This window comes from Pseudomonas sp. CC11G (assembly GCF_056174845.1).
This window is the reverse complement of sequence record NZ_JBWBZC010000004.1, coordinates 46,187-69,675: the sequence shown is the minus strand read 5'-3', so window position 1 is coordinate 69,675 and position 23,489 is coordinate 46,187. Positions and strand designations below refer to the sequence as shown.

The following is a 23,489-nucleotide window of genomic DNA, read 5'->3' as shown; positions in this document are numbered from 1 at the left end:
GCCGCCACCATGTCCACCGCCAGCGCCGTGCTCACCCATTCACCGACCATGCGCCGCCTGCTCTATGAAGGCTTGCTTAGCCTCGGGTGGGACCCCACCGACACCTACCGCCGCGCCTACCAGGGCGTGCCGCTGCTGCCGCCGACCATCTCCGGCCGCGAAGAGCACGACAACGCGCCGCTGTTCTGGGAAGCGTTGCAGGAGCTGACCGGCGATGTCGATATCGGCCTGCACCTGGCCGAAGTGATGAAGCCACGCCCGCTCGATGTGGTGAGTTATCTGCTGCTGGCTAGCCGCGATTTGCGTGAGGCGCTGCAAAGCTTTGTGCGCTACCAGCACATTCTCTCCGGTGGCTTTGCCGCGTACCTCGATGAACAAGGCGACAGCGTGCGCCTGGTGCTGGACCTCAACTACCGCGGCTTTGGCTCGCTGCGCCAGCAGATCGAGTGCCTGGCGCTGTTGCTGATCAAGATGCTCGGCAGCGTCACCGACGATGACTTTCAGGTGCAGGGTGTGGATTTCCGTCACCCCGCGCCGCGCCGCCTAAGCGAGCACAAACGCCTGTTCGGCCTGGCGCCGCGCTTCGCCCAGGCCCACGACGCGCTGGTGTTTTCCAGCAGTTTGCTCACCCGCCCCTCACGTAGTGCCAACCCACGGTTGTTCACCCTGCTAAGCCAACAGGCTGAGCTGGAGCTGCAGGAGCTAGGGGAGGACCAGTTGCTCAACCGAGTACGTTATTGGCTGCAAGGTCACCTGGGCCAGGTGAGCTGCACGCTGGTGGGCTGCGCCGACGCGCTGCATATGAATGCCGGCGTGTTGCAGCGCGGACTGGCGCAACAGAGCAGCAGTTTTCGTGTGCTGCATGAAGAAGTGCGGCGCCTGCACGCCAGCCAACTGCTGGAGCAGGGCCAGCCGATTCGCGAGGTGGCGCGGGCGTGCGGGTTTGCCGAGTTGTCGCCGTTCTACCGCGCGTTTCGCCGCTGGCAGGGCATGACGCCACAGGCCTATCAGCTCAAGGCGCAGGCGTTGGCCCAGCGGCTTTAGGCGCTGACCTGAAAACGCTGGCTCAGACGATTAAGCCGGTCAGCCAGTTGCCGTAGGCGCTGGCCATTGCTGTCCAGCTCGGCGGCATCGCCCACATTCTGCTCGGCCACTTGCTGCACGCTGCTCAAGTGCTCGCTGACTTCTTGGCTGACCTCCACCTGCAAATGGGTGGCGCTGGCGATGGACTGGTTAAGGCGCGTAATGGCGCCGATATCCTGCGCCACCGCGCTGAGCAGATCGGCGGCGGCCTGGCTGTCCGAGACGCAGCGCTGCACGCTGGTCTGGCTTTCGTGCATAGCAGTGGCGGCCTGGCGACTGCTGTGTTGCAGACGGGCGATGATGTCCTGGATTTCGGCGGTGGACAGCGCGGTTTTCTGCGCCAGGTTGCGCACTTCATCGGCCACCACCGCAAAGCCCCGGCCCTGGTCGCCGGCCCGCGCCGCTTCAATGGCGGCGTTGAGTGCCAGCAGGTTGGTTTGCTCGGCGATGCTGCGGATCACCTCCAGCACCCGGCCGATCTGCTCGGACTGGCTGGCCAGTGATTGCACCTCTCGGTCGGTGCCGACGATATGTTCGGCCAGCTTTTCGATTTCCTCGCGCACCTGGATAACCGAGCGGTTGCCCGCGCTCGCCTGTTGGTTGGCCGTCTCGGCGGAATGGGCGGCCTGGTCGGCGTGCGCCGCCACTTCATCAATGGCCCTGCTCATCTGCTGCATGGCCTGGCTCATATAGTTGACCTCTGCCTCCTGACGCTGCGCACCGTCACGCAGCTTGCCGGTGGCCTGGCCCAGCTGCTGGCCCATATCGGTCAGGCCGCGGGTGTCGGTGATCACCGCGCTGACCAGTTCGTCGAGCAATTCGAGAAAGTGATTGAAGCGCACCGCCGTGTCGCCGGAGGCCTCGCTGCGGTAGCGCAGATCAATGCCGTCGTCGCGCTGGGTAAGGTGCGCAGCGGTGGTCATCAGGGCCAGGTTTTCCTGGGCGTCCACGTAGGTTTGCTGGGCCAGGTAGATCAGGATCGCGCTTTCCAGCACCACGTAAAACGCGTGGAGAAAAATCCGCGGCCAGGTGCCCTGCGGTATCACCGCCACGTCGATGCCCTGGCTCTGCATGGCGAAGAAGGCCAGGTGGTGCGTGGCAATCACCGCAGCGGCCACGACAATCGGCAGCCAGTCGCGGTAATACACCAGAAAGGCCAGCAGCACGAAGATGCCGAAGTGCATTTCCAGCAGACCGTTGCTCTCGTTCACATGCAGCGCCGACATCACCATAAACGCCGCGCCCATGCAGCAGCGCAGCAGGCGCCGGCCCGGTATCAGCAAATGCATGGCCGTCATGACCGCCACCGTGAGCCCACCCACCACCAGCGCCTGGCCCCAGGAGCCGTGCCAGCCGGCAAGGCCAAGGGCCCAGAAGAACATCAGCCACAACACGGCGAGCATGATGCGGTCGGCTTTGCGGTAATGAGCGTCGAGGGTAAAGCGCTGGGTAGTCACAGGCAGACCTCAGGCAAGGCCCGGCGCGGTCAAGGCGTACAAGCGCAAGCGGCGGGCAGGATGCAGTTGGGTCTACTGAGTGTTGTACAGCTTGGCGAACCTGTCAGGGCGCAGGTGCTGCCCACTGACAAAAGCACCCGACCGCCAGCGTGTGGGTGGCGCTCACGGCGCGGCCCTGAGCCAGGGCTTCAAGAATCGGCTCGATAAAGCTATTGCTGGAGGTGCAGGTGGCGCCCTCGCTGTAGGGGCCGAAGTAGGCGAGATTGCCGTTCTTGTCCCAGATGCCCACCGCCGGGCTGGCCGGCAAATGCTCGGCGCCGGGGAAGGCGGTGAGCGGTTGCAGCGCGCTGAGGGTGTCCGGCAACTGGCCCTTGCTGCCGGGTTTTTGCACGGCGTAGAACGCCACACCTTGCGGGCCGAAGCGGGCCAGCAGCTCGGCCAGGTGTTGCTGGTTGCCGACATTGCACGGGCAGGCCGGATCCCAGAAATGCACCACGCGAATCGGCCCCGGCCCGGCCAGGCTGGCGGGCAGTTGCAGTGGGTCGCCGGAAAACAGCGCAGTGGTTTCCGCGAACGGACGTATATACCGCGCTTCGTACCACCAGAAGGCGCTCACCATGGCGCCCAGCCAGACGATGGCTAGCAGGGTGGCAAGAATGGTTTTGCGAGGAGGCAGGCGCATGGCTAATCGTTCGATGGCGGGTGCGTAGCTTGCCACGGACGGCGTTGCAGCAGAATATTCCCAGCCGTTGCGGCGCAATCTGCATGGACGCGCCTTTTTCCTCGACACCCCCTGGATGCCCTATGTCAGAACCCTTTCAGCCCGATGTACTGCGCGCCCAGTTGCGACCCTTGGCCGCAGCGCAGGCCGAGCCGCCTGAGGCCAAGGCGTACCGGCAGCTCTATCGGCTGAACTTCCCCGGCGCCACCAGCCAACTTGGGCGCATGGAAGTGGGTGGCTACGAGGTGGTGACGCAGCTGTGGTTACCCCCCCAACCTAAAGCCACGCTGGTGCTGCAACACGGCTATTACGACCATATGGGTTTGTACGGCCATGTGATTGGCTGGGCGTTGGGCATGGGCTTCGCGGTGTTGGCGTGCGACCTGCCGGGCCACGGTCTTTCCAGCGGCACGCGCGCCAGCATTGGTGAGTTCAGCGAATACCAGGCGGTGTTCCAACGTTTGTTGAGCGAAGCGGCCGGCCTGAATCTGCCCCAGCCCTGGCACCTGTGCGGGCAGAGCACCGGCGGGGCGATCATCATCGATTTTCTGCTGCGCTCTGCGCAGCCCTGGCCACAGATCGGCGAAGTGCTGCTGCTGGCGCCGTTGGTGCGACCACGGGCCTGGGGCTGGTCCAAGCTCAGCTACCGCGTGCTCAAACCCTTCGTCACGCAGATCCCCCGGCGCTTCAGCCCCAACTCCAACGACGCCGAGTTTCTCGCCTTTATCCAGACCGATCCGTTGCAGCCGCTGAGTTTGCCCACCGCGTGGGTCGGCGCGTTATCGCGTTGGGTGCCGCAGATCGAACAGGCGCCGCGCAGCGAACGTTGCGTCGTAGTCGTGCAGGGCGATGCGGATATGACCGTGGACTGGCGCCACAACCTTGAAGTGCTGCGCGCCAAGTTTGCTGAGGTGAAGGTGTTGATGGTGGAAGGCGGGCGGCATCATTTGGCCAATGAGAGCGGCGAGATTCGTGAGCGGTATTTTGCGTTTTTGACCGAGCAAGTATGTTTCCAGGAATCGAGGCTGAAGCCTCTCCCACAGTAAAACCTGGCCCCTGTGGGAGAGGCTTCAGCCTCGAGCTTTTGATCTTCGCAGGAGCTAGATGCCGGGATTGGTATTGGTAGTTGCCGGCGCCGCCTGCCCCACCGCCAACGCCGCGCGCATCGCCGCCAGTGCCGCCTGGTAATACGCCTTGCCATCGGCCGACTCGGCGAACGTCACAAACTCATCCAACTCCGGATCGGACAGCCCGCTGTACACATACAGCAAGGTGTTATCCACATCCGCGCCAATCTGCTGCATCAGCCGCTGCCGCTGGCTATCGAGCATGCCCTGGGCCTGGCCGCCGCCAAGCAGGCCGGGAATCATCTGGCTCAGGCTGTCGGCCGCGACACCGGCCAGCGCCAGGCTGACTTCCGCGCCCGCTTCCTTGGCCGGCAGGGCTTGCGCGAGGTGGCGAATCAGCAATGCGCGGGTGCTTTCGGCCTGAATACGGGGAATGCCGTTGGCGTGTTTGGCCAGCTCTTCCGGGCGGGTGGCGTTGACCTCGGCCTGGACGATCTTGTGCCCCAAAGGCGACTGAAAAAACGCCAGGGCCGGCGCCGGGTTGGGCAGTTTTTCCCGCAGGGTAGCGGCGCCGCGCTGGTCCATGCCTTGCGGGGCGAAGCGCTGGTTGCTGTTGGTCACCAGCGCCTGGTACACGGCATCCGGCAGACTGCTGCGGTAGCGCTGTTGCGCGGCTTGCAGGGCGGCATTGAAATGCGCGCGTTGCTGCGGCCAGCCGGCGGTTTCATACAGCTGGCTGTGCTCGTCGGCCTGGCTGGGCAACGAGCAGAACAACAACACAAGGGTGAGAAGGGCGCGCATAAAGACTCCTGTCGGGCAGGCCGCTATTTTCAGCGGCATCGCCTGGGCTTGTCGAGGCGCGTGAGCGGCGCTGTTAGAATCGCCGGCATGCCTAAACCATCCGCAACGCTACTGCTCGACCACACGGTGCTGACGACTATCGTCGACGACCTCGCCGCCAAGGGCTGGTCGCAGCACGATCTGTTTATTCCAGAGGCTCTGACCCGCGAACTGGCTGCAGAGTGCCAACAACGTGCGGCCGACGGCCGTCTGGCGCCCGCAGCCGTGGGCCGGGGCGCGACGGCGCAGGTGCGCGAAGGGGTACGCGGCGACAGCATTCAATGGCTGGAAGCCGGTGAAGGCGCCGCCACTGATGCCTATTTGGCGCTGATGGACCAGCTGCGTCAGGCGTTAAACCAGGCGCTGTACCTGGGCCTGGACGACTACGAAAGCCACTTTGCCTGCTACCCGCCGGGCGCGTTTTACCAAAGGCATGTCGACCGCTTTCGCGATGACGACCGGCGCACGGTGTCGGCTGTGGTGTACCTGAACGAAGACTGGTTAGCCGAGCAGGGTGGGGCGCTGCGGATTTATCCGCAGGATGAGGCGCACGACGTGGCGCCTTTGGGCGGGCGGCTGGTGATCTTTATGTCGGCTGAGTTGCCCCATGAAGTGTTGCCGGCAACGCGCGAGCGGCTCTCGTTGACCGGCTGGTTCAGGCGACGAGCCTGACAAACTCAACTGCTCTGCACCCCTCGCCCGCTTGCGGGAGAGGGGCCGGGGGAGAGGGGCTGTTAATGCCCCCACACCTTCACCGTGCCATGCAGGTCGGTGATATCGCGGATCTCCAGGCTGCCCAGGCGGCTTTCCCCCACATACATATCACTGGCCACCCGCAGACGAATGCGCTGTGCCGGCAGGCCGCTGGCGATCAGTTGGTCATTGATGGTGGTGAGGTCGGGCAGGGTGAATTGCAGGCGCTGCTGGCCGTCGGTGCCGGTCACCACATCCACCATCAAGGTTGGCTGGTTCACGCCGAAAATCGGCAGCACCAGGCCCAGTTGCGCCGGGCCCAGGGCAAGCTGCCGCCCGCGCCGTTCGGGCAGTCGCTGGGATTTACGCAGCCGTTATCGATTTTCAGGTTACGCAGCGAGACATTGCCGGTGGTGTCGCTAAAGCGGATGGCGTTGATGCGCGCCTGCAGGTCGAGGCGGATGCTGATGCCGGCCTGGCCGGAGACTTCGCTGAGCGCCGGGTTGTCCAGCGCCTGCAGGTCGGCCAGGCACGGGGTGGTGATCAGTAGAGCAAGAGCAGCAGAGGTGATTGTTCTTATCATGACGGCGCTTCCTATGCGGGTGCCGGCAGTCTGGGCAGCGCGCGGGAGTGAAGCCAGCGGCTGGCGGCGCTTCCCGTCGAAGGATCGGCCTGCAAGCCGTGTGATAAAGCGCTTTTGCAGGTTATTGCCGGCCAAGCCTCACCTTCGATAGGGGTGAATTTCAGCGGTGTTACCGGCGGTGACCTGAGGCAGGCTGCTGGCGCCAAGTGAGGAGAGTGGTGATGGAAAAGATTCTGGTCAGTCGCTGCCTGTTGGGCCACCGCGTGCGCTACGACGGCGGCGCCCATGGGCCGTTCGATCAGCTTGGTCAGTGGCTGGTCGAAGGCCGGGTCGTGGCGCTGTGCCCAGAAGTGGCCGGCGGCCTGCCTACGCCGCGCCCGCCAGCGGAAATTCCCGGCGGCCAGGGTGTGCAGGTGCTCGATGGCGCGGCGCAGGTACTGACCGAAGCGGGCAAGGATGTGAGCGCCGCGTTTCTCGATGGCGCGCATCAGGCCCTGGCGTTGGTGCAGCAGCACGGCATCCGCCTGGCGGTGCTCAAATCACGTAGCCCTTCCTGCGGCAACCGCGAGACCTACGACGGCAGTTTTTCCGGGCAGAAGGTCGAGGGCGAGGGCGTTACCGCTGCGCTACTGCGCCGCGCCGGCGTGCAGGTGTTCAACGAAGAGGAACTGGCCGTTGCGCTTGAAGCCTTGCAGGCTCTGGACTTGCATCGGTAAAGCGGGGCGATAAGCCTGAACCCTCCTACACTCTGGTGGTCACTAAATGAGCAGCTCGGACAACGGGCGGTTTCTAATAAGGACCCTGGAGGGCTCACGCATGAAAACCCAGTTTGCAGTGCTGATCGCCATGGCACTTGGCGTTGGCGCCACTGCCCACGCCGCTACCCCCACCCCCGAGCCGGCGGTGCCGATTGAAGTGACGCAGACGGCGCAGCTGTACTTTCTCGAACCCATGGACGGCGCGACCGTGGACCGGCCGTTCGCGATCAAGTTTGGCGTACGCACCGTGACAGTGACGCCCGGCATGTCGCCGCCGGTTATGGCCGCAACGGATAACCAGATTCACCTGCTGATCGATGCGCCGCCGGTGTCGTCGAATATGCCGGTGCTGCGCAGCGACCAGATCCGCCTGCTTACCACCGACCAGAAAGAGAAATTTATTTTGCCTAGCGGCCCGCACCGGTTGCAGCTCGTGCAGACCGACAAGAACGGCGTGCTGGCGCCGCTGCCGGTGGTTTCGCCGGTGATTAATGTGACGGTGAAATAGCGAACGGCCAAATTGCAGGCAATAAAAAAGGGAGGCCGAGGCCTCCCTTTCTTTTTTCAACGCCGCCCGGCCGACGCGCAGCCGATCGGTTGAGTTAAAACAATACGCGGCTGCGGATGGTGCCGGTGACGTGCTGGAGTTTTTCCAGAGCGAGATCGGAGTACTCCGCATCAACGTCAATCACCACATAACCAACCTTGTCGTTGGTCTGCAGGAATTGACCGGAGATGTTGATGCCGTTGTCGGCGAACACCTTGTTGATTTCGCTCATCACGCCGGGCACGTTCTCGTGGATGTGCAGCAAGCGGTGCTTGCCCGGGTGCGCCGGCAGGGCCACTTCGGGGAAGTTGACCGAAGATACCGAGGTACCGTTGTCGCTGTACTTCACCAGCTTCTCGGCCACTTCCAGACCAATGTTGGCCTGGGCTTCGGCGGTGGAACCACCGATGTGCGGGGTGAGGATCACGCGGTCCAGGCCACGCAGCGGGCTTTCGAACTCTTCGTCGTTGGACTTGGGCTCGACCGGGAACACGTCGATGGCCGCGCCGATCAGGTGCTCGTCCTTGATGGCGTTGGCCAGGTGGTCCAGCTCAACCACGGTGCCGCGTGCGGCGTTGATCAGAATGCCGCCCTTTTTCATGGCACGGATTTCTTTCTCGCCGATCATCCACTGGGTGGACGGCAGCTCAGGCACGTGCAGGGAAACGATGTCAGCCATGCCCAGCAGGTCGTGCAGCTTGGCAACCTGAGTGGCGTTGCCCAGTGGCAGCTTGGTGACGACGTCGTAGAAGAACACCTGCATGCCCAGCGCTTCAGCCAGGACCGACAGCTGGGTACCGATCGAGCCGTAGCCGACGATGCCGAGTTTCTTGCCGCGAATTTCGAAGGAGTTAGCCGCCGACTTGATCCAGCCACCGCGGTGGCAGGAAGCGTTCTTCTCGGGGATGCCGCGCAGCAGCAGGATGGCCTGGGCCAGCACCAGTTCGGCAACCGAACGGGTGTTGGAGTACGGCGCGTTGAACACGGCGATACCGCGTTCACGGGCGGCGTTGAGGTCGACCTGGTTGGTGCCGATGCAGAAGCAACCGACGGCGATCAGTTTCTTGGCGCGGTCGAAGACTTCGTCGGTGACCTGGGTGCGCGAGCGAATGCCGAGGAAGTGCACATCGGCAATCTTTTCTTTCAGCTCCGAGTCCGACAAGGCGCCTTTGAGGTACTCGATGTTGCTGTAGCCGGCCGCTTTCAGCGTGTCGACAGCGTTCTGGTGCACACCTTCGAGAAGAAGGAACTTGATCTTGCTCTTGTCGAGAGAGGTCTTGCTCATCTGAGTACCTGTTTGTCCCGGTAGAAAAGTCAGGGAAAGCCAGCGTGGCGGGCAGCCCGTAACGGCGTCGCGCCGCGGCCGCAAACCGAGCACAGAGCACGATTCGCGGGGGGCGTATGCTAGCATGTCTTCCTTTTTCCTTGCTCGGTTACGACCTGAAACGTTCTCAGGGCGACCATGAATATTGCGAGAGTTCCGTAGATGACCGACGTTGCCCTGATTGAACAACTCAAAGCCCTGGTCGAGCCTGGCAAGGTCCTGACCGACGCCGATTCGCTGAATGCCTACGGTAAAGACTGGACCAAACACTTCGCTCCGGCACCGCTGGCCATCGCTTTTCCCAAGACTATCGAGCAGGTTCAGGCCATCGTGCGCTGGGCTAATGAATATAAGGTGGCGCTGGTGCCGTCCGGTGGTCGTACCGGGCTTTCGGCTGCCGCCGTCGCCGCCAATGGCGAAGTGGTCGTGGCCTTCGACTATATGAACCAGGTGCTGGCCTTCAACGAATTCGACCGCACCGCCGTCTGCCAGCCAGGCGTGGTGACCAAACAGCTTCAACTGTTTGCCGAAGAAAAAGGCCTGTACTACCCGGTGGACTTCGCTTCTGCCGGTTCCAGCCAGATTGGCGGCAATATCGGCACCAATGCCGGCGGTATCAAGGTTATTCGCTACGGCATGACCCGCAACTGGGTCGCCGGCCTGAAAGTGGTCACCGGCAAGGGCGAACTGCTGGAGCTGAACAAAGACCTCATCAAAAACGCCACCGGCTACGACCTGCGTCAGCTGTTTATCGGCGCCGAAGGCACGTTGGGCTTTGTCGTCGAAGCCACCATGCGCCTGGACCGCCAACCGCAAAACCTCACCGCCATGGTGCTCGGCGCCGCCGACTTCGACTCGATCATGCCGGTGCTGCACGCGTTCCAGAACAAGCTCGACCTCACCGCCTTCGAATTCTTCTCCGACAAAGCTCTGGCGAAAATCATGGGCCGTGGCGATGTACCGGCGCCATTCGAAACCGAATGCCCGTTCTATGCCCTGCTGGAATTTGAAGCCACCACCGAAGAAGTCGCCGAGGCCGCCCTGGCTACCTTCGAGCACTGCGTGGAGCAAGGCTGGGTGCTGGACGGCGTGATGAGCCAGAGCGAGCAACAGCTGCAAAACCTGTGGAAGCTACGCGAGTACATCTCCGAAACCATCTCGCACTGGACGCCGTACAAGAACGATATCTCGGTCACCGTGGCCCAGGTGCCGGCGTTCCTGCACGACATCGACGCCATCGTTGGCGAGCACTACCCGGATTTCGAAATCGTCTGGTTCGGCCATATCGGCGACGGCAACCTGCACCTGAACATCCTCAAACCCGACAACCTGAGCAAGGACGAGTTCTTCGCCAAGTGCGCCACGGTGAACAAGTGGGTGTTCGAGATCGTGCAGAAGTACAACGGCTCAATCTCCGCCGAGCACGGCGTGGGCATGACCAAGCGCGATTACCTGACCTATAGCCGCTCGGAAGCTGAAATCGCCTATATGAAAGCCATCAAAGCGGTGTTCGACCCGAACGGCATCATGAACCCGGGCAAGATTTTCGCCCTGTAACGCCGCTTCCGCCTCTGCGGGAGCGGCCACAAGCGGCTCTCGTTCTCCACCTCACTCAGGAGTCGCCCATGAGCTATCAACACCGTTATCTGGATGGCACCACCATCCATTTCCCGATCGGCAAAGTGGTTTGCGTTGGCCGCAACTACGCCGAACACGCCAAAGAGCTGAACAACCCGGTGCCTACCGAGCCGCTGCTGTTTATCAAGCCGGGCAGCTGCGTGGTGGAGGCTGAAGGCGGTTTCAGCATTCCAACCGACCGTGGCGGCGTGCATTACGAAGCCGAGATTGCCGTGCTGATCGGCAAGCCGCTGTCGCGCAAACCGAATGCAGAAGAAGTGCTCGACGCCATCTCCGGCTTCGCTCCGGCCCTGGACCTGACCCTGCGCGACGTGCAGGCCAAGCTCAAGGAAAAGGGTTATCCGTGGGAAGTCGCCAAGTCGTTCGACGGCGCCTGCGTGCTCGCGCCCTTTGTCAGCAGCGACGCGGTAAGCGATCCGACTGATATCGGTATCCGTCTGAGTATCAACGGTGAAGTACGCCAGGATGGCAGCAGCGCCTCCATGCTCAACCCGATTCTGCCGATCATTGCCCACATTGCCGGGCACTTCAGCCTGCAACCGGGTGACGTGATTCTGACCGGCACCCCGGCTGGTGTTGGCCCGCTGAACCAGGGCGATGAATTGCTGCTGGAACTGGTCGGCCATTCGAGCGTGACCACCCGCGTTCTGTAACGCGCGTGCTTGGCAAAAAAGTTGTAACACCCGCGGCTGTCATAACCGCGAAAGGCTGTTGTACAGTTCGGCACCCCCCGCGCCCTTGTGCGCGGGTTTACGGTTGATCACGGACGATCGCACCGGAATCTCCTGCTTTGGCCGCTAGTGTGCCGCCGCAGTAACCGAGACAGCCTTATGCCCACCCGTTCCTTTTCCCTGCGTCGCCGCTGGCCCTGGTTGTTGTTTGCTTTCGCGTTGCTGACAGTTGCCGTGCTGACCTACACCCAGCATTGGCTGGGGCAGATGAAGTACTGGGCTGACGAAGACAACTTCGACAAAGCTGAGCGCGACGCCAGCATCTGGTTGCCCGGCTACCGCCCGGTTATTCAGGCCAAGCCGCTGAAAGATCTTGAGGACGATGAAACCTCGGACCTCACCTATAACCCCGACACCAAAACCCTGTTCACCGTCACCGGCAAAGAGCCGCTGTTGGTGGAGTTGAGCCTGGACGGCGAAGTGCTGCGGCGCATTGCGCTGATCGGCTTCTCCAACCCGGAAGGGGTGGCCATGCTCAGCAACGGCAATATGGCGATCACCGACGAGCGTCGCCGCACGCTGTCGATTTTCAAGCTCGGCCCGGTGGCGTTGGAACTGCGCGCCATCGACACCCGCGAATTCGACCTGGGCTATGCCGAGTCCGGCAACAAGGGCTTTGAAGGCATCGCCTGGGACCCTCGGCAACAGCGCCTGCTGCTCGGCAAAGAGCGTTCGCCCCTGGCTATGTTCAGCTGGGCCAGCGACGGCACAGCGGGGCTGGCCGGCAAGATGGAGCCGTTGCCCAGTGACGAGCTGTATATGCGCAATATCTCGGCCCTGAGTGTCGATCCGCGCACCGGGCATTCGCTGGTGTTGTCGGCGCAATCCAAGTTGCTGCTGGAGCTGGATGAACACGGCCAGCCGGTGAGCTTTATCAGCCTGTGGGGCGGCATGAACGGCCTGTACAACAGCATTCCACGCGCTGAAGGGGTGGCCATTGATGAGGAAGGCACCATTTACATGGTGAGTGAGCCGAATCTGTTTTACGTGTTCCGCAAAGACAAAAACGCCGATCCGTCGTAGGTCAAAAACATCGAGGCTGAAGCCTCTCCCACAGGATGTTGCATGTCCTTGTGGGAGAGGCTTCAGCCTCGATTTCCTGGAAACCTCGATCACGCCACGCTCTCAAACCCCTGCAACACGTTCACGGCATTAATGCCGATCTCCTCCACCGCATACCCGCCCTCCATCACAAACAACGTCTGCAGCCCCAGCTTGCCAATGACTTCTCCCATGCGCAGGTAGTCCGGGCTGTCGAGTTTGAATTGTGAAATCGGGTCGGACTTGTAGGTGTCCACACCCAGCGACACCACCAGCGCGTCCGGCGCGTATTCCTGAATCTGCCGGCAGGCATCGGCCAAGGCCAGGCTCCACACCGACCAGTCACTGCCTTCGGCCAACGGGTAATTGATGTTGAAGCCGGCGCCCACGCCCGCGCCTTTTTCATCGGCAAAACCGAGGAAGTACGGGTACTCGAAACGCGGATCGCCGTGGATCGAGGTGAACAGCACGTCGGCGCGTTCGTAGAAGATGTCTTGCGTGCCGTTGCCGTGGTGGTAGTCCACATCCAGCACCGCCACGCGCTTGGCGCCCAGGTCGAGTAAGGCCTGCACGGCAATCGCCGCGTTATTCAGGTAGCAGTAGCCGCCCATGTAATCGGCAGAGGCGTGGTGGCCCGGCGGGCGGCACAGGGAAAACACCCCGCGCGCGCCTTTGGCCAGTTCGGCCTGGCCGGTGAGGGCGACGTTGGCAGAGCTCAGAATCGCCTGCCAGGTGCCAGCCGTGATCGGCGCGCCGGCATCGAAGGAGTAGTAGCCCAGACGGCCGTCGATGGCGGTCGGCTCCACTTGCCGCAAACGCCGGGTTGGCCAGGCGATGGGCAGCATGTCGTGGTTACGGCCGATGGCCTGCCAGTCGCTCCAGGCGTTTTGCAGAAAGCGCAGAAAGCCTTCGGTATGAATCCGCCGGATCGGCGCCAGGCCGAAATCCAGCGGTGCATGAATATCGCCCAGGCCCACGGCTTTGGCCCGGTCGAGCACCATGTCGGCGCGGCTGGGCATTTCGAAACAGGGCGTGAACTGCCCGCCAATCAACTCATATTTGCCGTGGTGCAGGTGATGGTCGTCGCTATAGATCGTCAGCATGGGAGTGCCCTCAGGAGCAGGCCTGTGAAGAGGGTTTTTGTTGTTGTGCGGTCAGCTTTTTGTAGGAGCCAGCTTGCTGGCGAAGCGTTTGATTCAAGAGCTTCGCGAGCAAGCTCGCTCCTACAGGGACCGTGTACCGCTTATTTCTTCAGCTTCGTCCACACCTTGGCGCGCAGGGCGAGGGCTTTGGGCGAGCAGAGTTTGAAAGGCTTGAGCAGGCTGAGCTTGTCGGCCGGGGTGTTGATCGCCGGGTCTTCGAACAGCTCCTTGTCCATGAACTTGTCGGAGCCTTCGATGGCGTTGTTGTACTTGGCGAAGTTGGAGGCGGCGGCGATGTTTTCCGGGGCCATCATCCAGTTGATAAAGGCGTGGGCCTCGGCAACGTTGGTGGCGTCTTTAGGGATCACCAGGTTGTCGATAAACACCCGGATGCCTTCTTTCGGGTACACGTAGACCAGGCTGGCCCGCTGCGCCTGAGCGCGGTGGAACGCGCCGTTCCACTGTTCATGCATCGCCACTTCGCCTGCGGCCATACGCTCGATGGTGCCGTCACTGTTGTACATGGCCAGCGAAGGTTTTTGCTTGAGCAGCAGGTCCTGGATTTTCTGCGCCGCTTTAGGGTCTTCGGTGCATTCGTCGACGCCCAGGTAGAAGGCGGCTGGCACGAACAACTCTTCAATCGAGTTCAGCGCCACCACTTTGCCTTTCAGCTCCGGGCTCGGTTCGAAGAACGGTTTCCAGCTTTCCTCCAGTTTGCCGCCAGGCACCTGGGCGCTGTCGTAGCTGTAGCCGGTGGTGCCCCACAGATACGGCACGCTGTAGTCGTGACCGGGGTCGTAGCTGAGGGTTTTGAAGGTCTCTTTGAGGTTGGCCAGGTTGGTCAGCTTGCTCTTGTCGAACTTCTGCAGCAGGTCTTCTTTCACCATGATTTCGATAAAGCTGTCCGACGGCACCACCACGTCATACGCACCGCCGCCGGCTTTCAGTTTGGCCAGCAGGGTTTCGTTGGAGTCGTAAGCGTCGAGGGTCGCTTTGATGCCGGTATCGGCTTCGAATTTTTTCAGCAGCTCGGGCGGGAAGTAGTCCGACCAGTTGGCGAAGTGCAGGGTGCCGGCGGCCTGGGCCGAGGTGGCGACGCCCAGAGCACAGAGCAGGGACAGCGCGAGCGAGGTGGTGCGAAAGTGCATGGCAAAGCTCCTAGCTGGATCGGTGAGAAGTCAGCGTTTGCGCTGACCGACGTAGTACGACAGCGCAACAAAAGCGATGGAGATGACCAGGATGATCGACGAGATCGCATTGATCTTCGGCGAGATACCCATGCGAATCGAACTGAAGATGTACACCGGCAGCGTGGTGGCGCCCGCGCCGGCCACGAAGTAGGTGATGACGAAATCGTCCATGGAAATGATGAACGCCAACATCGCTCCGGAAATAATTCCCGGGCTCAGCAGCGGGAAGGTCACCCTCCAGAACGCCTTCCACGGCGAGGCATACAGGTCGGCTGCCGCTTCCAGCAGGTACGGGTTCATGCCTTCCAGGCGCGCACGAATCGGCAGGTAGGCAAACGGAATGCAGAACACCACGTGGGCAATCAGGATGGTGAACAGCGACAGCTTGAGGCTGATAAACGAGAAGAACATCAGCGTCGACACCGCCGTGACAATCTCCGGCACCAGCAGCGGCAGGCCGAGCACGCCGCTCATTAATGTTTGCCCGCGAAAGGCGCGGCCACGCATGCCCAGCGCGGCCAAGGTCGCCAGCGAAGTAGCTATCAGGGTGGCCAGGGTGGCGACGATCAGCGAGTTTTTCGCCGCCCGTACCACCTCGGCATCATTGGCCACCACGCTGTACCACTTGAGGCTAAAACCGCCCCACAGGGTCGCCGACTGCCCGCCGTTAAAACTGAGCACCACCAGCACCACAATCGGCAGGTACAGAAAGATAAAGAAGAACCAGGCGGCCGGGCGCATGCCGGCGAAGCGCCACAGCGGATTCTGCGTATTCATGGGTGGCCCCCGGCGGTGCCCGGTTTAAAGCGCAGGCTGTACACCAGCATGGCCAGCAGCACGAAACTCAGCAGGGCAAACGACAGCGCCGCGCCCAGCGGCCAGTTGTGCGAACTGCCGAACTGCAGCTGAATCAGGTTGCCGATCATCAGCGTCTTACCGCCCCCCAGCAGCTCGGGAATGATGTAGTTACCCAGTGACGGGATAAACACCAGAATGCTGCCGGCAACGATGCCCGGCATGGCCAGCGGCACGATGATGCGTTTCAGCGCATGGAAGCGATTGGCGCCCAGATCGAACGCGGCCTCCACCAGGCGCCAGTCCATTTTTTCCAGGCTGGTGTAAATCGGCAGCACCATAAAGGGCAGGTAGGTGTAGAGCAGGCCGATGGTCACCGCGTTGTTGGTGTACAGCAGGCCCAGACCGCTGTCGGTGATGCCGAGGCCTTGCAAACCCTCGTCCACCAGGCCGCCGTTACGCAGCAGCAACATCCAGGCGTAGGCGCGCACCAGCAGGTTGGTCCAGAACGGCACCGTCACCAGAAACAGCAGCAGGTTGCGTTTGCGCTCGGTTTGCAGCGCCAGGTACAGCGCCGTGGGAAAGCCGATCAACAGGCAGCCGGCGGTGGTCAGAATCGACAGCCAGAACGAGCGCTGGAAGATTTCCAGGTAGTCGGTGTTGAACACCAGCTGGTCGTCCAGATCACGCTCGTAGAAAAAATTGCGGTAGGCCTCGACCGAGTACTCGCCCCACTTCACGCCGCCGTAGTCACCCGATTGCAGAATCGACACCACGAACATGATGCCCAGCGGCAGCAGCATGAATACCAGCAAGGTCAGCATCGCCGGCGCGCTGAGCAACAAGCGGCGGCGCAGTTGGCGGCGGGCGGCGATCAGCCGTGGCGTGCTCATTCCACCAGCACCTTGATGGCGGCGCTGGGCACCTGCACGCGCACCGAGTCACCGACGTGATAGCCGCTCAACGCGCCGTCGCGGTTCTGCTGGCGCACGCGAAAACCGCCCTGGCCGGCGACGTTCAGGTGGTACACCGTGTCGGTGCCGACATACACCACGTTCTCCACCTTGCCGAGCAATTGGCCGTCGGCGGCCAGGCTGACCCGCTCGGGGCGGATGGCCAAGGTAACCGGGCCGCGCTGCTCGCTGAAGGCGCCCAGCACCTGGCCGTCGCTTAGGCGCACGCCGTCTTCCACGGCGTCGGCGGTAAGGAAATTGGTTTCGCCGATAAAGTCCGCCACGGTGCGGTTCACCGGCGCTTCGTAAATTTCGGTCGGCGTGCCCACCTGCAGAATCCGGCCCTTGCTCATCACCGCAATGCGGTCGGACATGGTCAGGGCTTCTTCCTGATCGTGGGTCACGAAAATAAAGGTGATGCCGGTCTCGCTCTGCAGGCGCTTGAGCTCGATTTGCATGTCTTTGCGCAGCTTCTGGTCCAGCGCCGACAGCGACTCATCAAGCAGCAACACCTTCGGCCGATTGGCCAGCGCGCGGGCCAGGGCGATGCGTTGCTGCTGGCCGCCGGACAACTGATCGGCGCGGCGGCCGCCTACATCGGGCAACTTCACCAGCTCCAGCATGCGGGTGACGGTTTCGCTGATTTCGCTTTTGCTCAACCCGCGCATTTCCAGCCCGAAGGCGATGTTCTGCGCCACGGTCATATGGGGGAACAGCGCGTAACTCTGGAAGACGGTATTCACCGGGCGGCGGAAGGGCGGTAAATCCTGCATCGGCTCGCCGTACAGCCGAATGGTGCCGGCGCTGGGTTGTTCGAAGCCGGCAATCAGGCGCAGCAGGGTAGTTTTGCCGCAGCCGGAGGGGCCGAGCAGGGTAAAGAATTCGTTGGACTGGATTTCCAGGGAGACCGTGTCGAGGGCTTTGACGCCCTGGCCAGGGTCGCCGAATTCCATGCTGAGCTGTTCGATACTGATCGCGCTGGAAGTACCCATAGATATCTCTAACCGATTGTTATTGTTGGCTTTTTAATGGCTGATAAGCGCTTGCCAACCGTATGCCTCGATTCTGCATCCCAGCCCCCGGCGGCAGAACGATAGAAACGGTCAAAAGGGGATAATTGCGGCCAACATGGCGCGCGATGTAGCCGTTGGCGTGGCCACATCGATTCGCAGTTAAGGGATAGCTGAGGTTGGCCGGAGCGCAAGTGGCCGGTGGGCGGCCGTCATCGGATCTTCATCGTCCTGGCACACGACTGTCGTTTTCGGCGCCCAGGCTAAACCTCCCGAATCCACCGATGGGAGCAGGCCAATGACTCGTTATCTGGATGAAGCAAAACAGTACGAAAACTCTGCCAGCAAGACCAAACGCCAGCAGGAAGACCAGCGCCGCATGGCCTACCGCCGTGCTATCGAAGACTTCACTGAAGAGCGTCGTCTGCAGCTGGAACTGGCCGACTATCCCGATCTGCTTGCCGCCAACTACGTGGCCGCTAGCCAGGCACCGCGCCGAAGCGGGCCGCCAAGCCACTGATCTGCGCACGCTCGGCGCGAATAAAGGCGAAGAAGGTCTGCGCCACCGGTGACAGGTATTTGCCGCGCGGGTGCACCAGGCACCAGCTGCGCATCAGCGGCAATTCCTTCACCGGCAATTCGCGCAGGGCGCCGGTTTCCAGTTCGCGGCGCACGGCGTGGCGCGACAGCAAGGCAATGCCGAGCCCGGCAATCACCCCTTCACGCTGCGACTCCATGGACCCCAGCTCGATGGTCTGCTGAAAGTGCGCGCGCTTCTGGTGGCAGTAATCTTCGATGGCCTTGCGCGTGCCCGAACCCTGTTCGCGCACCAGCAGCGGCGAGGTGCAGAGGTCTTGCAGGGTGAGGTTGGCCTGGGCCGCCAGTGGATGGTCGGGCGGCGCCACGGCAATGATCGGGTTATCCAGAAACGGCAAAAACTCCAGCGACATGTCCTGCGGCACCTGGGACATGATCAGCAAGTCATCACGGTTGGCACTCAGCCGGCGCACCGCTTGCGCATGGTTGACCACCACCAGTTGCAGGTTCACTTCCGGGTACTGGCGCTTGAACGCGGCGAACAGGTGCGGCACGAAGTACTTGGCGCTGGATTCCACCGCCAGGTTGAGCTGGCCCTGCAAGGAGCCCTGCAAATCCGACAGCTGCATATCCAGGCTTTCCAGGCGCCCAAAAATATCGCTGCTGGCCCGCAGAAGGGCGTCGGCGGCTTCGGTGAGGTAGAGCTTTTTGCCGATGTAGTCGAACAACGGCTGGCCAATCAGCGCTTCCAACTGCCGAATTTGTAGGGAAACGGCAGGCTGCGTCAGAGAAATTTCCTCGGCGGCGCGGCTGTACGAGCGGCTTTCGCACACCGCCTGAAAAACCTGAAGCTGGCGTAATGTCATACGCAGCAATGACTTACGCATCGCTAGTGGTCCCTGGGTGGCTGGTCAGTCGGCAGACTATAAGCCTTTGCTTATGTCTAACCCAATAATTAATCATTTTAGGTAATTGTTACATGGGGCTACGGTGTCAGCACGTTGACGCTTCTGGCGTTGCCCCGTTCAACCGGCTGAGGGCCAGCTTCCGTGATCAAGAAAATCCTGATCGCTAACCGTGGCGAGATTGCCGTCCGTATCGTGCGTGCTTGCGCCGAAATGGGCATTCGCTCGGTGGCGATTTATTCCGATGCCGACCGCATGGCGTTGCACGTAAAGCGTGCCGACGAAGCCCACAGCATTGGCGAAGAGCCGCTCGCCGGCTACCTCAACCCACGCAAGTTGGTGAACCTGGCGGTGGAAACCGGCTGTGATGCCCTGCATCCCGGCTACGGTTTTCTCTCGGAAAACGCCGAGCTGGCTGACATTTGTGTCGAGCGCGGCATCAAGTTCATCGGCCCGTCGGCGGAAGTGATTCGCCGCATGGGCGATAAGACCGAAGCCCGCCGCAGCATGATCAAGGCCGGCGTGCCGGTAACTCCGGGCACCGAAGGCAACGTGGCGGATATCGCCGAAGCCCTTCGCGAAGGCGAGCGCATCGGCTACCCGGTGATGCTCAAGGCCACCTCCGGTGGTGGCGGCCGCGGTATCCGTCGCTGCAACAGCCGCGAAGAACTTGAACAGGCATTTCCTCGGGTAATTTCCGAAGCGACCAAGGCGTTCGGCTCGGCCGAAGTGTTCCTGGAAAAATGCATCGTTAACCCCAAGCACATCGAAGCGCAGATTCTGGCCGACAGCTTTGGCAACACCGTGCACCTGTACGAGCGCGACTGCTCGATTCAGCGCCGCAACCAGAAGCTGATCGAAATTGCCCCCAGCCCGCAGCTGACCCCCGAACAGCGCGCCTATATCGGCGACCTGGCCGTGCGCGCCGCGCAAGCCGTGGGCTACGAGAACGCCGGCACCGTGGAGTTCCTGCTCGCCGAGGGCGAGGTGTACTTCATGGAGATGAACACCCGGGTGCAGGTGGAACACACCATCACCGAAGAGATTACCGGGATCGACATCGTCCGCGAGCAAATCCGCATCGCCTCCGGCCTGCCGTTGTCGGTGAAGCAGGAAGACATTCAGTACCGCGGCTTCGCCCTGCAGTTTCGGATCAACGCCGAAGACCCGAAAAACAACTTCCTGCCCTCGTTCGGCAAGATCACCCGCTACTACGCCCCCGGCGGCCCCGGTGTGCGCACCGACACGGCGATCTACACCGGCTACACCATTCCGCCGTACTACGACTCCATGTGCCTGAAGCTGGTGGTCTGGGCCCTGACCTGGGAAGAGGCGATGGACCGTGGCCTGCGCGCGCTGGACGACATGCGCCTGCAAGGGGTGAAAACCACCGCCGCCTATTACCAGGAAATTCTGCGTAACGCGGAATTTCGCAGCGGCCAGTTCAATACAAGCTTCGTTGAAGCCCACCCGGAACTGACCAACTACTCCGTCAAGCGCAAACCCGAAGAGCTGGCCCTGGCCATCGCCGCCGCCATTGCCGCCCACGCAGGCCTGTGAGGAATAATTTCATGAGCAAGAAGATCCACGTAACCGACACCATCCTGCGTGACGCCCACCAGTCGCTGCTGGCCACCCGCATGCGCACCGAAGACATGCTGCCGATTTGCGACAAGCTCGACAAAGTCGGCTACTGGTCGCTGGAAGTCTGGGGCGGCGCCACCTTCGACGCCTGCGTGCGCTTCCTCAAGGAAGACCCGTGGGAGCGTCTGCGCCAACTGCGCGCTGCCTTGCCCAACACCCGCCTGCAAATGCTGCTGCGCGGCCAGAACCTGCTGGGCTACCGGCACTACAGCGACGACGTGGTCAAAGCCTTCGTCGCCAAGGCCGCCGTCAACGGCATCGACGTGTTCCGCATCTTCGACGCCATGAACGATGTGCGTAACCTGCGCGTCGCCATCGAAGCGGTGAAGGCCGCTGGCAAACACGCCCAGGGCACCATCGCCTACACCACCAGTCCGGTGCACACCATTGACGCCTTCGTTACCCAGGCCAAGCAGATGGAAGCCATGGGTTGCGATTCGGTCGCCATCAAAGACATGGCCGGCCTGCTGACCCCGTACGCCACCGGCGAGCTGGTCAAAGCGCTGAAAGCCGAACAATCGCTGCCGGTGTTTATCCACTCCCATGACACCGCCGGCCTGGCCGCTATGTGCCAGCTGAAAGCCATCGAGAACGGCGCCGACCATATCGACACCGCCATCTCCAGCTTCGCCTGGGGCACCAGCCATCCGGGCACCGAGTCGATGGTCGCCGCCCTTAAAGGCAGCGAATTCGACACCGGCCTGAATCTGGAACTGCTGCAGGAAATCGGTTTGTACTTCTACGCCGTGCGCAAGAAGTACCACCAGTTCGAAAGCGAATTCACCTCGGTGGATACCCGCGTGCAGGTCAACCAGGTGCCCGGCGGCATGATCTCCAACCTGGCCAACCAGCTCAAAGAGCAGGGCGCGCTGAACCGCATGAACGAAGTGCTGGCCGAAATCCCGCGCGTGCGCAAAGACCTCGGCTACCCGCCGCTGGTAACCCCGACCTCGCAGATTGTCGGCACCCAGGCGTTCTTCAACGTGCTGGCCGGCGAGCGCTACAAAACCATCACCAACGAAGTGAAGCTGTACCTGCAAGGCGGTTACGGCAAAGCGCCGGGCGTGGTGGACGAAAAACTGCGCCGTCAGGCCATCGGCAACGAAGAATTGATCGACGTGCGCCCGGCCGATTTGCTCAAGCCGGAAATGGACAAGCTACGTGCCGAAATCGGCTCCGTGGCCAAGTCGGCTGAAGACGTGCTGACCTACGCCATGTTCCCGGACATCGGGCGCAAGTTCCTCGAAGAACGCGCTGCCGGCACCCTGACCCCGGAAGTGCTGCTGCCGATTCCCGAAGCCGGTCGTGTAGCCAGCGCCGGCGGCGAAGGTGTACCAACCGAGTTCGTGATTGACGTGCACGGCGAAAGCTACCGCGTGGACATCACCGGCGTGGGCGTGAAAACCGACGGCAAGCGCCACTTCTACCTGTCCATCGACGGCATGCCGGAAGAAGTGGTGTTCGAGCCGCTGAACGAATTCGTCGGCGGCGCGGGTGGCAGCAAACGCAAAAACGCCAGCGCCCCGGGCGATGTGAGCACCACCATGCCGGGCAATATCGTGGATGTGCTGGTGAAAGAAGGCGACGTGGTGAAAGCCGGCCAGGCCGTGCTGATCACCGAAGCGATGAAGATGGAAACCGAAGTGCAGGCACCGATTGCCGGTACCGTCAAAGCCATTCACGTGGCCAAGGGCGACCGCGTTAATCCGGGTGAAGTGTTGGTGGAAATCGAGGCGTAAGGCCGGTATCGCCTTTTGCAGGAATCGAGGCTCAAGCCTCTCCCACAGGGGATTTGCGTCCTTTGTGGGAGAGGCTTCAGCCTCGAGCTTTTGATCTTCTACGAAACCCGCTCACCACACAGGTCGAGCGCAAACCACTGCTCCACATCTGTCTGATTCAACCCCGCCCCCAGTAAGCCAAACAACTTGCCCAACGCCGCTTCGCGGGTCATGCCGCCGGCGGAAATCAGCCCGGTGCTGAGCAACGCGCTACCGGCTGCATATACCCCGAACTCCACATGCCCCTGCGGGCATTGGCTGATGGCTGCGAGCACCACGCCACGGTCATGGGCGTCTTTCAACACGGCGAGCAACTGGGCGTTATCGGAAGGCCCGGTGCCCACGCCATAACACTCCAGCAGCAACGCCTGCGCGCCGGTATTGAGCAGTGCTTCGGCATGGCTGGCGAGCACGCCGGGGTATAGCGGCAACACGGCGATATTCACCGGCTGACGGCGCACCCGATAACCCAACGCCGCCGGAGTGCTGTCAGCGCGTTCACCCACGCGATGGCGCGGCTGCACGGTAAAGGCATCGAACGCCTCGCTGCGCAGTTTGCTTACGCGTGCGCCGTGCATCAGCTGACCATTGAAGTACAAATGCACGCCCGGGCTGACCCCGGTCTGCAACGCCTGCATGGCACCGAGCAAATTACCCCAGGCATCGCTGCCCTCGGCGCCGGCCGGCAGCATGGAGCCGGTGAGCACCACCGGCACTTCCAGGCCCAGCAACAGAAAGCTCAAGGCGGCGGCGCTATAGGCCAGGGTGTCGGTGCCGTGCAGCACCAGCACGCCATCGACGGCGCCGTTGGCCACGGCCTCGACGATCACATCACGCATCGCCAGCCAATTGGCCTGGCTCATATTGGCGCTGTCGAGCAGCGGCAGCAGTTCATGAAACTGCCAGTCGATATCCACGCGCGGCGAAAGGCTGCGCAGGTGTTCGCCCATGCGCACATCGAAGCCGCCGGCCGGCGCGAGGCCCTGAGCGGTTTGCAGCATGCCGATGGTGCCGCCGGTATAGAGCACGAAAAGCTTCATGCCGGATTCCTT

The 23,489-nt window shown here is 62.1% G+C and carries 22 protein-coding genes and 1 pseudogene; 11 read left to right on the top strand and 12 right to left on the bottom strand.

Features of this window, described 5'->3' with window-relative positions; genetic code table 11:
• Window positions 1-9 precede the first annotated feature (9 nt).
• On the top strand, window positions 10-1,044 hold the full coding sequence (locus AC0V2S_RS06625) for an AraC family transcriptional regulator (RefSeq protein WP_475509050.1): 1,035 nt from the start codon (window positions 10-12) through the stop codon (window positions 1,042-1,044).
• On the opposite strand, the gene AC0V2S_RS06620 is transcribed toward AC0V2S_RS06625, so the two are convergent.
• Window positions 1,041-2,540 carry a methyl-accepting chemotaxis protein gene (locus AC0V2S_RS06620; RefSeq protein ID WP_475509049.1) on the bottom strand — a complete coding sequence of 500 codons (1,500 nt, stop codon included), beginning with the start codon at window positions 2,538-2,540 and terminating at the stop codon, window positions 1,041-1,043. The genes AC0V2S_RS06625 and AC0V2S_RS06620 overlap by 4 nt on opposite strands.
• A 103-nt stretch (window positions 2,541-2,643) precedes the next feature.
• A complete protein-coding gene (locus AC0V2S_RS06615; protein WP_475509048.1) occupies window positions 2,644-3,222 on the bottom strand; it encodes a DUF6436 domain-containing protein in 579 nt (192 codons plus the stop codon).
• A 122-nt stretch (window positions 3,223-3,344) separates the two neighbouring features.
• Here AC0V2S_RS06615 and bipL point away from each other — a divergent pair, with 122 nt between their 5' ends.
• A complete protein-coding gene (bipL, locus tag AC0V2S_RS06610) occupies window positions 3,345-4,307 on the top strand; it encodes a phospholipase BipL (RefSeq protein WP_475509047.1) in 963 nt (320 codons plus the stop codon).
• A gap of 54 nt (window positions 4,308-4,361) precedes the next feature.
• Here bipL and AC0V2S_RS06605 read toward each other — a convergent pair whose 3' ends face one another.
• A complete protein-coding gene (locus tag AC0V2S_RS06605; protein ID WP_475509046.1) occupies window positions 4,362-5,129 on the bottom strand; it encodes a hypothetical protein in 768 nt (255 codons plus the stop codon).
• A gap of 87 nt (window positions 5,130-5,216) precedes the next feature.
• On the opposite strand from AC0V2S_RS06605, the gene AC0V2S_RS06600 reads away from it, so the two are divergent.
• A complete protein-coding gene (locus tag AC0V2S_RS06600; protein WP_475509045.1) occupies window positions 5,217-5,840 on the top strand; it encodes a 2OG-Fe(II) oxygenase in 624 nt (207 codons plus the stop codon).
• Window positions 5,841-5,902: 62 nt separating this feature from the next.
• On the opposite strand, the pseudogene AC0V2S_RS06595 reads toward AC0V2S_RS06600, so the two are convergent.
• Window positions 5,903-6,444: pseudogene (locus tag AC0V2S_RS06595) on the bottom strand (DUF6160 family protein).
• Window positions 6,445-6,665: 221 nt separating this feature from the next.
• Here AC0V2S_RS06595 and AC0V2S_RS06590 point away from each other — a divergent pair.
• Together AC0V2S_RS06590 and AC0V2S_RS06585 are read left to right on the top strand one after the other, a co-directional pair.
• Window positions 6,666-7,160: a 2-thiouracil desulfurase family protein gene (locus tag AC0V2S_RS06590; protein ID WP_475509044.1), complete on the top strand. Its 495-nt coding sequence runs from the start codon at window positions 6,666-6,668 to the stop codon at window positions 7,158-7,160.
• Window positions 7,161-7,260: 100 nt separating this feature from the next.
• Entirely contained in the window at window positions 7,261-7,710 is a 450-nt protein-coding gene (locus AC0V2S_RS06585; RefSeq protein ID WP_475509043.1) for a DUF4399 domain-containing protein, read from the top strand.
• A 94-nt stretch (window positions 7,711-7,804) separates the two neighbouring features.
• On the opposite strand, the gene serA is transcribed toward AC0V2S_RS06585, so the two are convergent.
• Window positions 7,805-9,034 carry a phosphoglycerate dehydrogenase gene (gene serA / locus AC0V2S_RS06580; RefSeq protein ID WP_475509042.1) on the bottom strand — a complete coding sequence of 410 codons (1,230 nt, stop codon included), beginning with the start codon at window positions 9,032-9,034 and terminating at the stop codon, window positions 7,805-7,807.
• A gap of 201 nt (window positions 9,035-9,235) precedes the next feature.
• On the opposite strand from serA, the gene AC0V2S_RS06575 reads away from it, so the two are divergent.
• The 3 genes from AC0V2S_RS06575 to AC0V2S_RS06565 all read left to right on the top strand — a co-directional run bounded on the left by AC0V2S_RS06575 (window position 9,236) and on the right by AC0V2S_RS06565 (window position 12,465).
• Window positions 9,236-10,630, top strand: a complete 1,395-nt coding sequence (locus AC0V2S_RS06575; protein WP_475509041.1) for an FAD-binding oxidoreductase — start codon at window positions 9,236-9,238, stop codon at window positions 10,628-10,630.
• Window positions 10,631-10,698: 68 nt separating this feature from the next.
• Complete coding sequence (locus AC0V2S_RS06570; protein ID WP_475509040.1) at window positions 10,699-11,364, top strand: fumarylacetoacetate hydrolase family protein; 666 nt, start codon at window positions 10,699-10,701, stop codon at window positions 11,362-11,364.
• Window positions 11,365-11,541: 177 nt separating this feature from the next.
• On the top strand, window positions 11,542-12,465 hold the full coding sequence (locus AC0V2S_RS06565) for an SdiA-regulated domain-containing protein (protein WP_475509039.1): 924 nt from the start codon (window positions 11,542-11,544) through the stop codon (window positions 12,463-12,465).
• Between the two features lie 89 nt (window positions 12,466-12,554).
• Here the strand turns inward: AC0V2S_RS06565 and AC0V2S_RS06560 are convergent, their stop codons facing one another.
• The 5 genes from AC0V2S_RS06560 to AC0V2S_RS06540 form a co-directional block, all read right to left on the bottom strand.
• A complete protein-coding gene (locus AC0V2S_RS06560) occupies window positions 12,555-13,586 on the bottom strand; it encodes a histone deacetylase family protein (protein ID WP_475509038.1) in 1,032 nt (343 codons plus the stop codon).
• A 140-nt stretch (window positions 13,587-13,726) separates the two neighbouring features.
• Entirely contained in the window at window positions 13,727-14,773 is a 1,047-nt protein-coding gene (locus AC0V2S_RS06555; protein ID WP_475509037.1) for an ABC transporter substrate-binding protein, read from the bottom strand.
• Between the two features lie 30 nt (window positions 14,774-14,803).
• A complete protein-coding gene (locus AC0V2S_RS06550; protein WP_475509036.1) occupies window positions 14,804-15,592 on the bottom strand; it encodes an ABC transporter permease in 789 nt (262 codons plus the stop codon).
• The gene (locus tag AC0V2S_RS06545; protein ID WP_475509035.1) at window positions 15,589-16,503 is read right to left on the bottom strand and encodes an ABC transporter permease; all 915 of its coding nucleotides are present in this window, start codon (window positions 16,501-16,503) and stop codon (window positions 15,589-15,591) included. The genes AC0V2S_RS06550 and AC0V2S_RS06545 overlap by 4 nt, the downstream gene beginning before the upstream one ends.
• A complete protein-coding gene (locus tag AC0V2S_RS06540) occupies window positions 16,500-17,555 on the bottom strand; it encodes an ABC transporter ATP-binding protein (protein ID WP_475509034.1) in 1,056 nt (351 codons plus the stop codon). Before AC0V2S_RS06540 ends, AC0V2S_RS06545 begins: the two co-directional genes overlap by 4 nt.
• A gap of 316 nt (window positions 17,556-17,871) precedes the next feature.
• On the opposite strand from AC0V2S_RS06540, the gene AC0V2S_RS06535 reads away from it, so the two are divergent.
• Entirely contained in the window at window positions 17,872-18,093 is a 222-nt protein-coding gene (locus AC0V2S_RS06535; protein ID WP_475509033.1) for a PA3496 family putative envelope integrity protein, read from the top strand.
• Here the strand turns inward: AC0V2S_RS06535 and AC0V2S_RS06530 are convergent.
• On the bottom strand, window positions 18,053-18,997 hold the full coding sequence (locus AC0V2S_RS06530; RefSeq protein ID WP_475509032.1) for a LysR family transcriptional regulator: 945 nt from the start codon (window positions 18,995-18,997) through the stop codon (window positions 18,053-18,055). The two genes, AC0V2S_RS06535 and AC0V2S_RS06530, sit on opposite strands and share 41 nt — an antisense overlap.
• Before the next feature lie 162 nt (window positions 18,998-19,159).
• Between AC0V2S_RS06530 and AC0V2S_RS06525 the strand changes: the two genes are divergently transcribed.
• Both AC0V2S_RS06525 and oadA read left to right on the top strand, forming a co-directional pair.
• Complete coding sequence (locus AC0V2S_RS06525) at window positions 19,160-20,575, top strand: acetyl-CoA carboxylase biotin carboxylase subunit (RefSeq protein WP_475509031.1); 1,416 nt, start codon at window positions 19,160-19,162, stop codon at window positions 20,573-20,575.
• Window positions 20,576-20,586: 11 nt separating this feature from the next.
• Window positions 20,587-22,398 carry a sodium-extruding oxaloacetate decarboxylase subunit alpha gene (gene oadA, locus AC0V2S_RS06520; protein ID WP_475509030.1) on the top strand — a complete coding sequence of 604 codons (1,812 nt, stop codon included), beginning with the start codon at window positions 20,587-20,589 and terminating at the stop codon, window positions 22,396-22,398.
• Between the two features lie 98 nt (window positions 22,399-22,496).
• Here oadA and AC0V2S_RS06515 read toward each other — a convergent pair whose 3' ends face one another.
• Window positions 22,497-23,477, bottom strand: coding sequence for an asparaginase (locus AC0V2S_RS06515; protein WP_475509029.1), 981 nt, complete (start codon window positions 23,475-23,477; stop codon window positions 22,497-22,499).
• Between the last annotated feature and the right edge of the window lie 12 nt (window positions 23,478-23,489).

Bases quoted from the DNA above. Each gene is read 5' to 3' on its own strand.
- AC0V2S_RS06625 (WP_475509050.1), top strand. From the start codon at position 10: ATGTCCACCGCCAGCGCCGTGCTCACCCATTCACCGACCATGCGCCGC.
- AC0V2S_RS06615 (WP_475509048.1), bottom strand. From the start codon at position 3,222: ATGCGCCTGCCTCCTCGCAAAACCATTCTTGCCACCCTGCTAGCCATC.
- bipL (WP_475509047.1), top strand. From the start codon at position 3,345: ATGTCAGAACCCTTTCAGCCCGATGTACTGCGCGCCCAGTTGCGACCC.
- AC0V2S_RS06605 (WP_475509046.1), bottom strand. From the start codon at position 5,129: ATGCGCGCCCTTCTCACCCTTGTGTTGTTGTTCTGCTCGTTGCCCAGC.
- AC0V2S_RS06600 (WP_475509045.1), top strand. From the start codon at position 5,217: ATGCCTAAACCATCCGCAACGCTACTGCTCGACCACACGGTGCTGACG.
- AC0V2S_RS06590 (WP_475509044.1), top strand. From the start codon at position 6,666: ATGGAAAAGATTCTGGTCAGTCGCTGCCTGTTGGGCCACCGCGTGCGC.
- AC0V2S_RS06585 (WP_475509043.1), top strand. From the start codon at position 7,261: ATGAAAACCCAGTTTGCAGTGCTGATCGCCATGGCACTTGGCGTTGGC.
- serA (WP_475509042.1), bottom strand. From the start codon at position 9,034: ATGAGCAAGACCTCTCTCGACAAGAGCAAGATCAAGTTCCTTCTTCTC.
- AC0V2S_RS06575 (WP_475509041.1), top strand. From the start codon at position 9,236: ATGACCGACGTTGCCCTGATTGAACAACTCAAAGCCCTGGTCGAGCCT.
- AC0V2S_RS06570 (WP_475509040.1), top strand. From the start codon at position 10,699: ATGAGCTATCAACACCGTTATCTGGATGGCACCACCATCCATTTCCCG.
- AC0V2S_RS06565 (WP_475509039.1), top strand. From the start codon at position 11,542: ATGCCCACCCGTTCCTTTTCCCTGCGTCGCCGCTGGCCCTGGTTGTTG.
- AC0V2S_RS06560 (WP_475509038.1), bottom strand. From the start codon at position 13,586: ATGCTGACGATCTATAGCGACGACCATCACCTGCACCACGGCAAATAT.
- AC0V2S_RS06555 (WP_475509037.1), bottom strand. From the start codon at position 14,773: ATGCACTTTCGCACCACCTCGCTCGCGCTGTCCCTGCTCTGTGCTCTG.
- AC0V2S_RS06550 (WP_475509036.1), bottom strand. From the start codon at position 15,592: ATGAATACGCAGAATCCGCTGTGGCGCTTCGCCGGCATGCGCCCGGCC.
- AC0V2S_RS06545 (WP_475509035.1), bottom strand. From the start codon at position 16,503: ATGAGCACGCCACGGCTGATCGCCGCCCGCCGCCAACTGCGCCGCCGC.
- AC0V2S_RS06540 (WP_475509034.1), bottom strand. From the start codon at position 17,555: ATGGGTACTTCCAGCGCGATCAGTATCGAACAGCTCAGCATGGAATTC.
- AC0V2S_RS06535 (WP_475509033.1), top strand. From the start codon at position 17,872: ATGACTCGTTATCTGGATGAAGCAAAACAGTACGAAAACTCTGCCAGC.
- AC0V2S_RS06530 (WP_475509032.1), bottom strand. From the start codon at position 18,997: ATGCGTAAGTCATTGCTGCGTATGACATTACGCCAGCTTCAGGTTTTT.
- oadA (WP_475509030.1), top strand. From the start codon at position 20,587: ATGAGCAAGAAGATCCACGTAACCGACACCATCCTGCGTGACGCCCAC.
- AC0V2S_RS06515 (WP_475509029.1), bottom strand. From the start codon at position 23,477: ATGAAGCTTTTCGTGCTCTATACCGGCGGCACCATCGGCATGCTGCAA.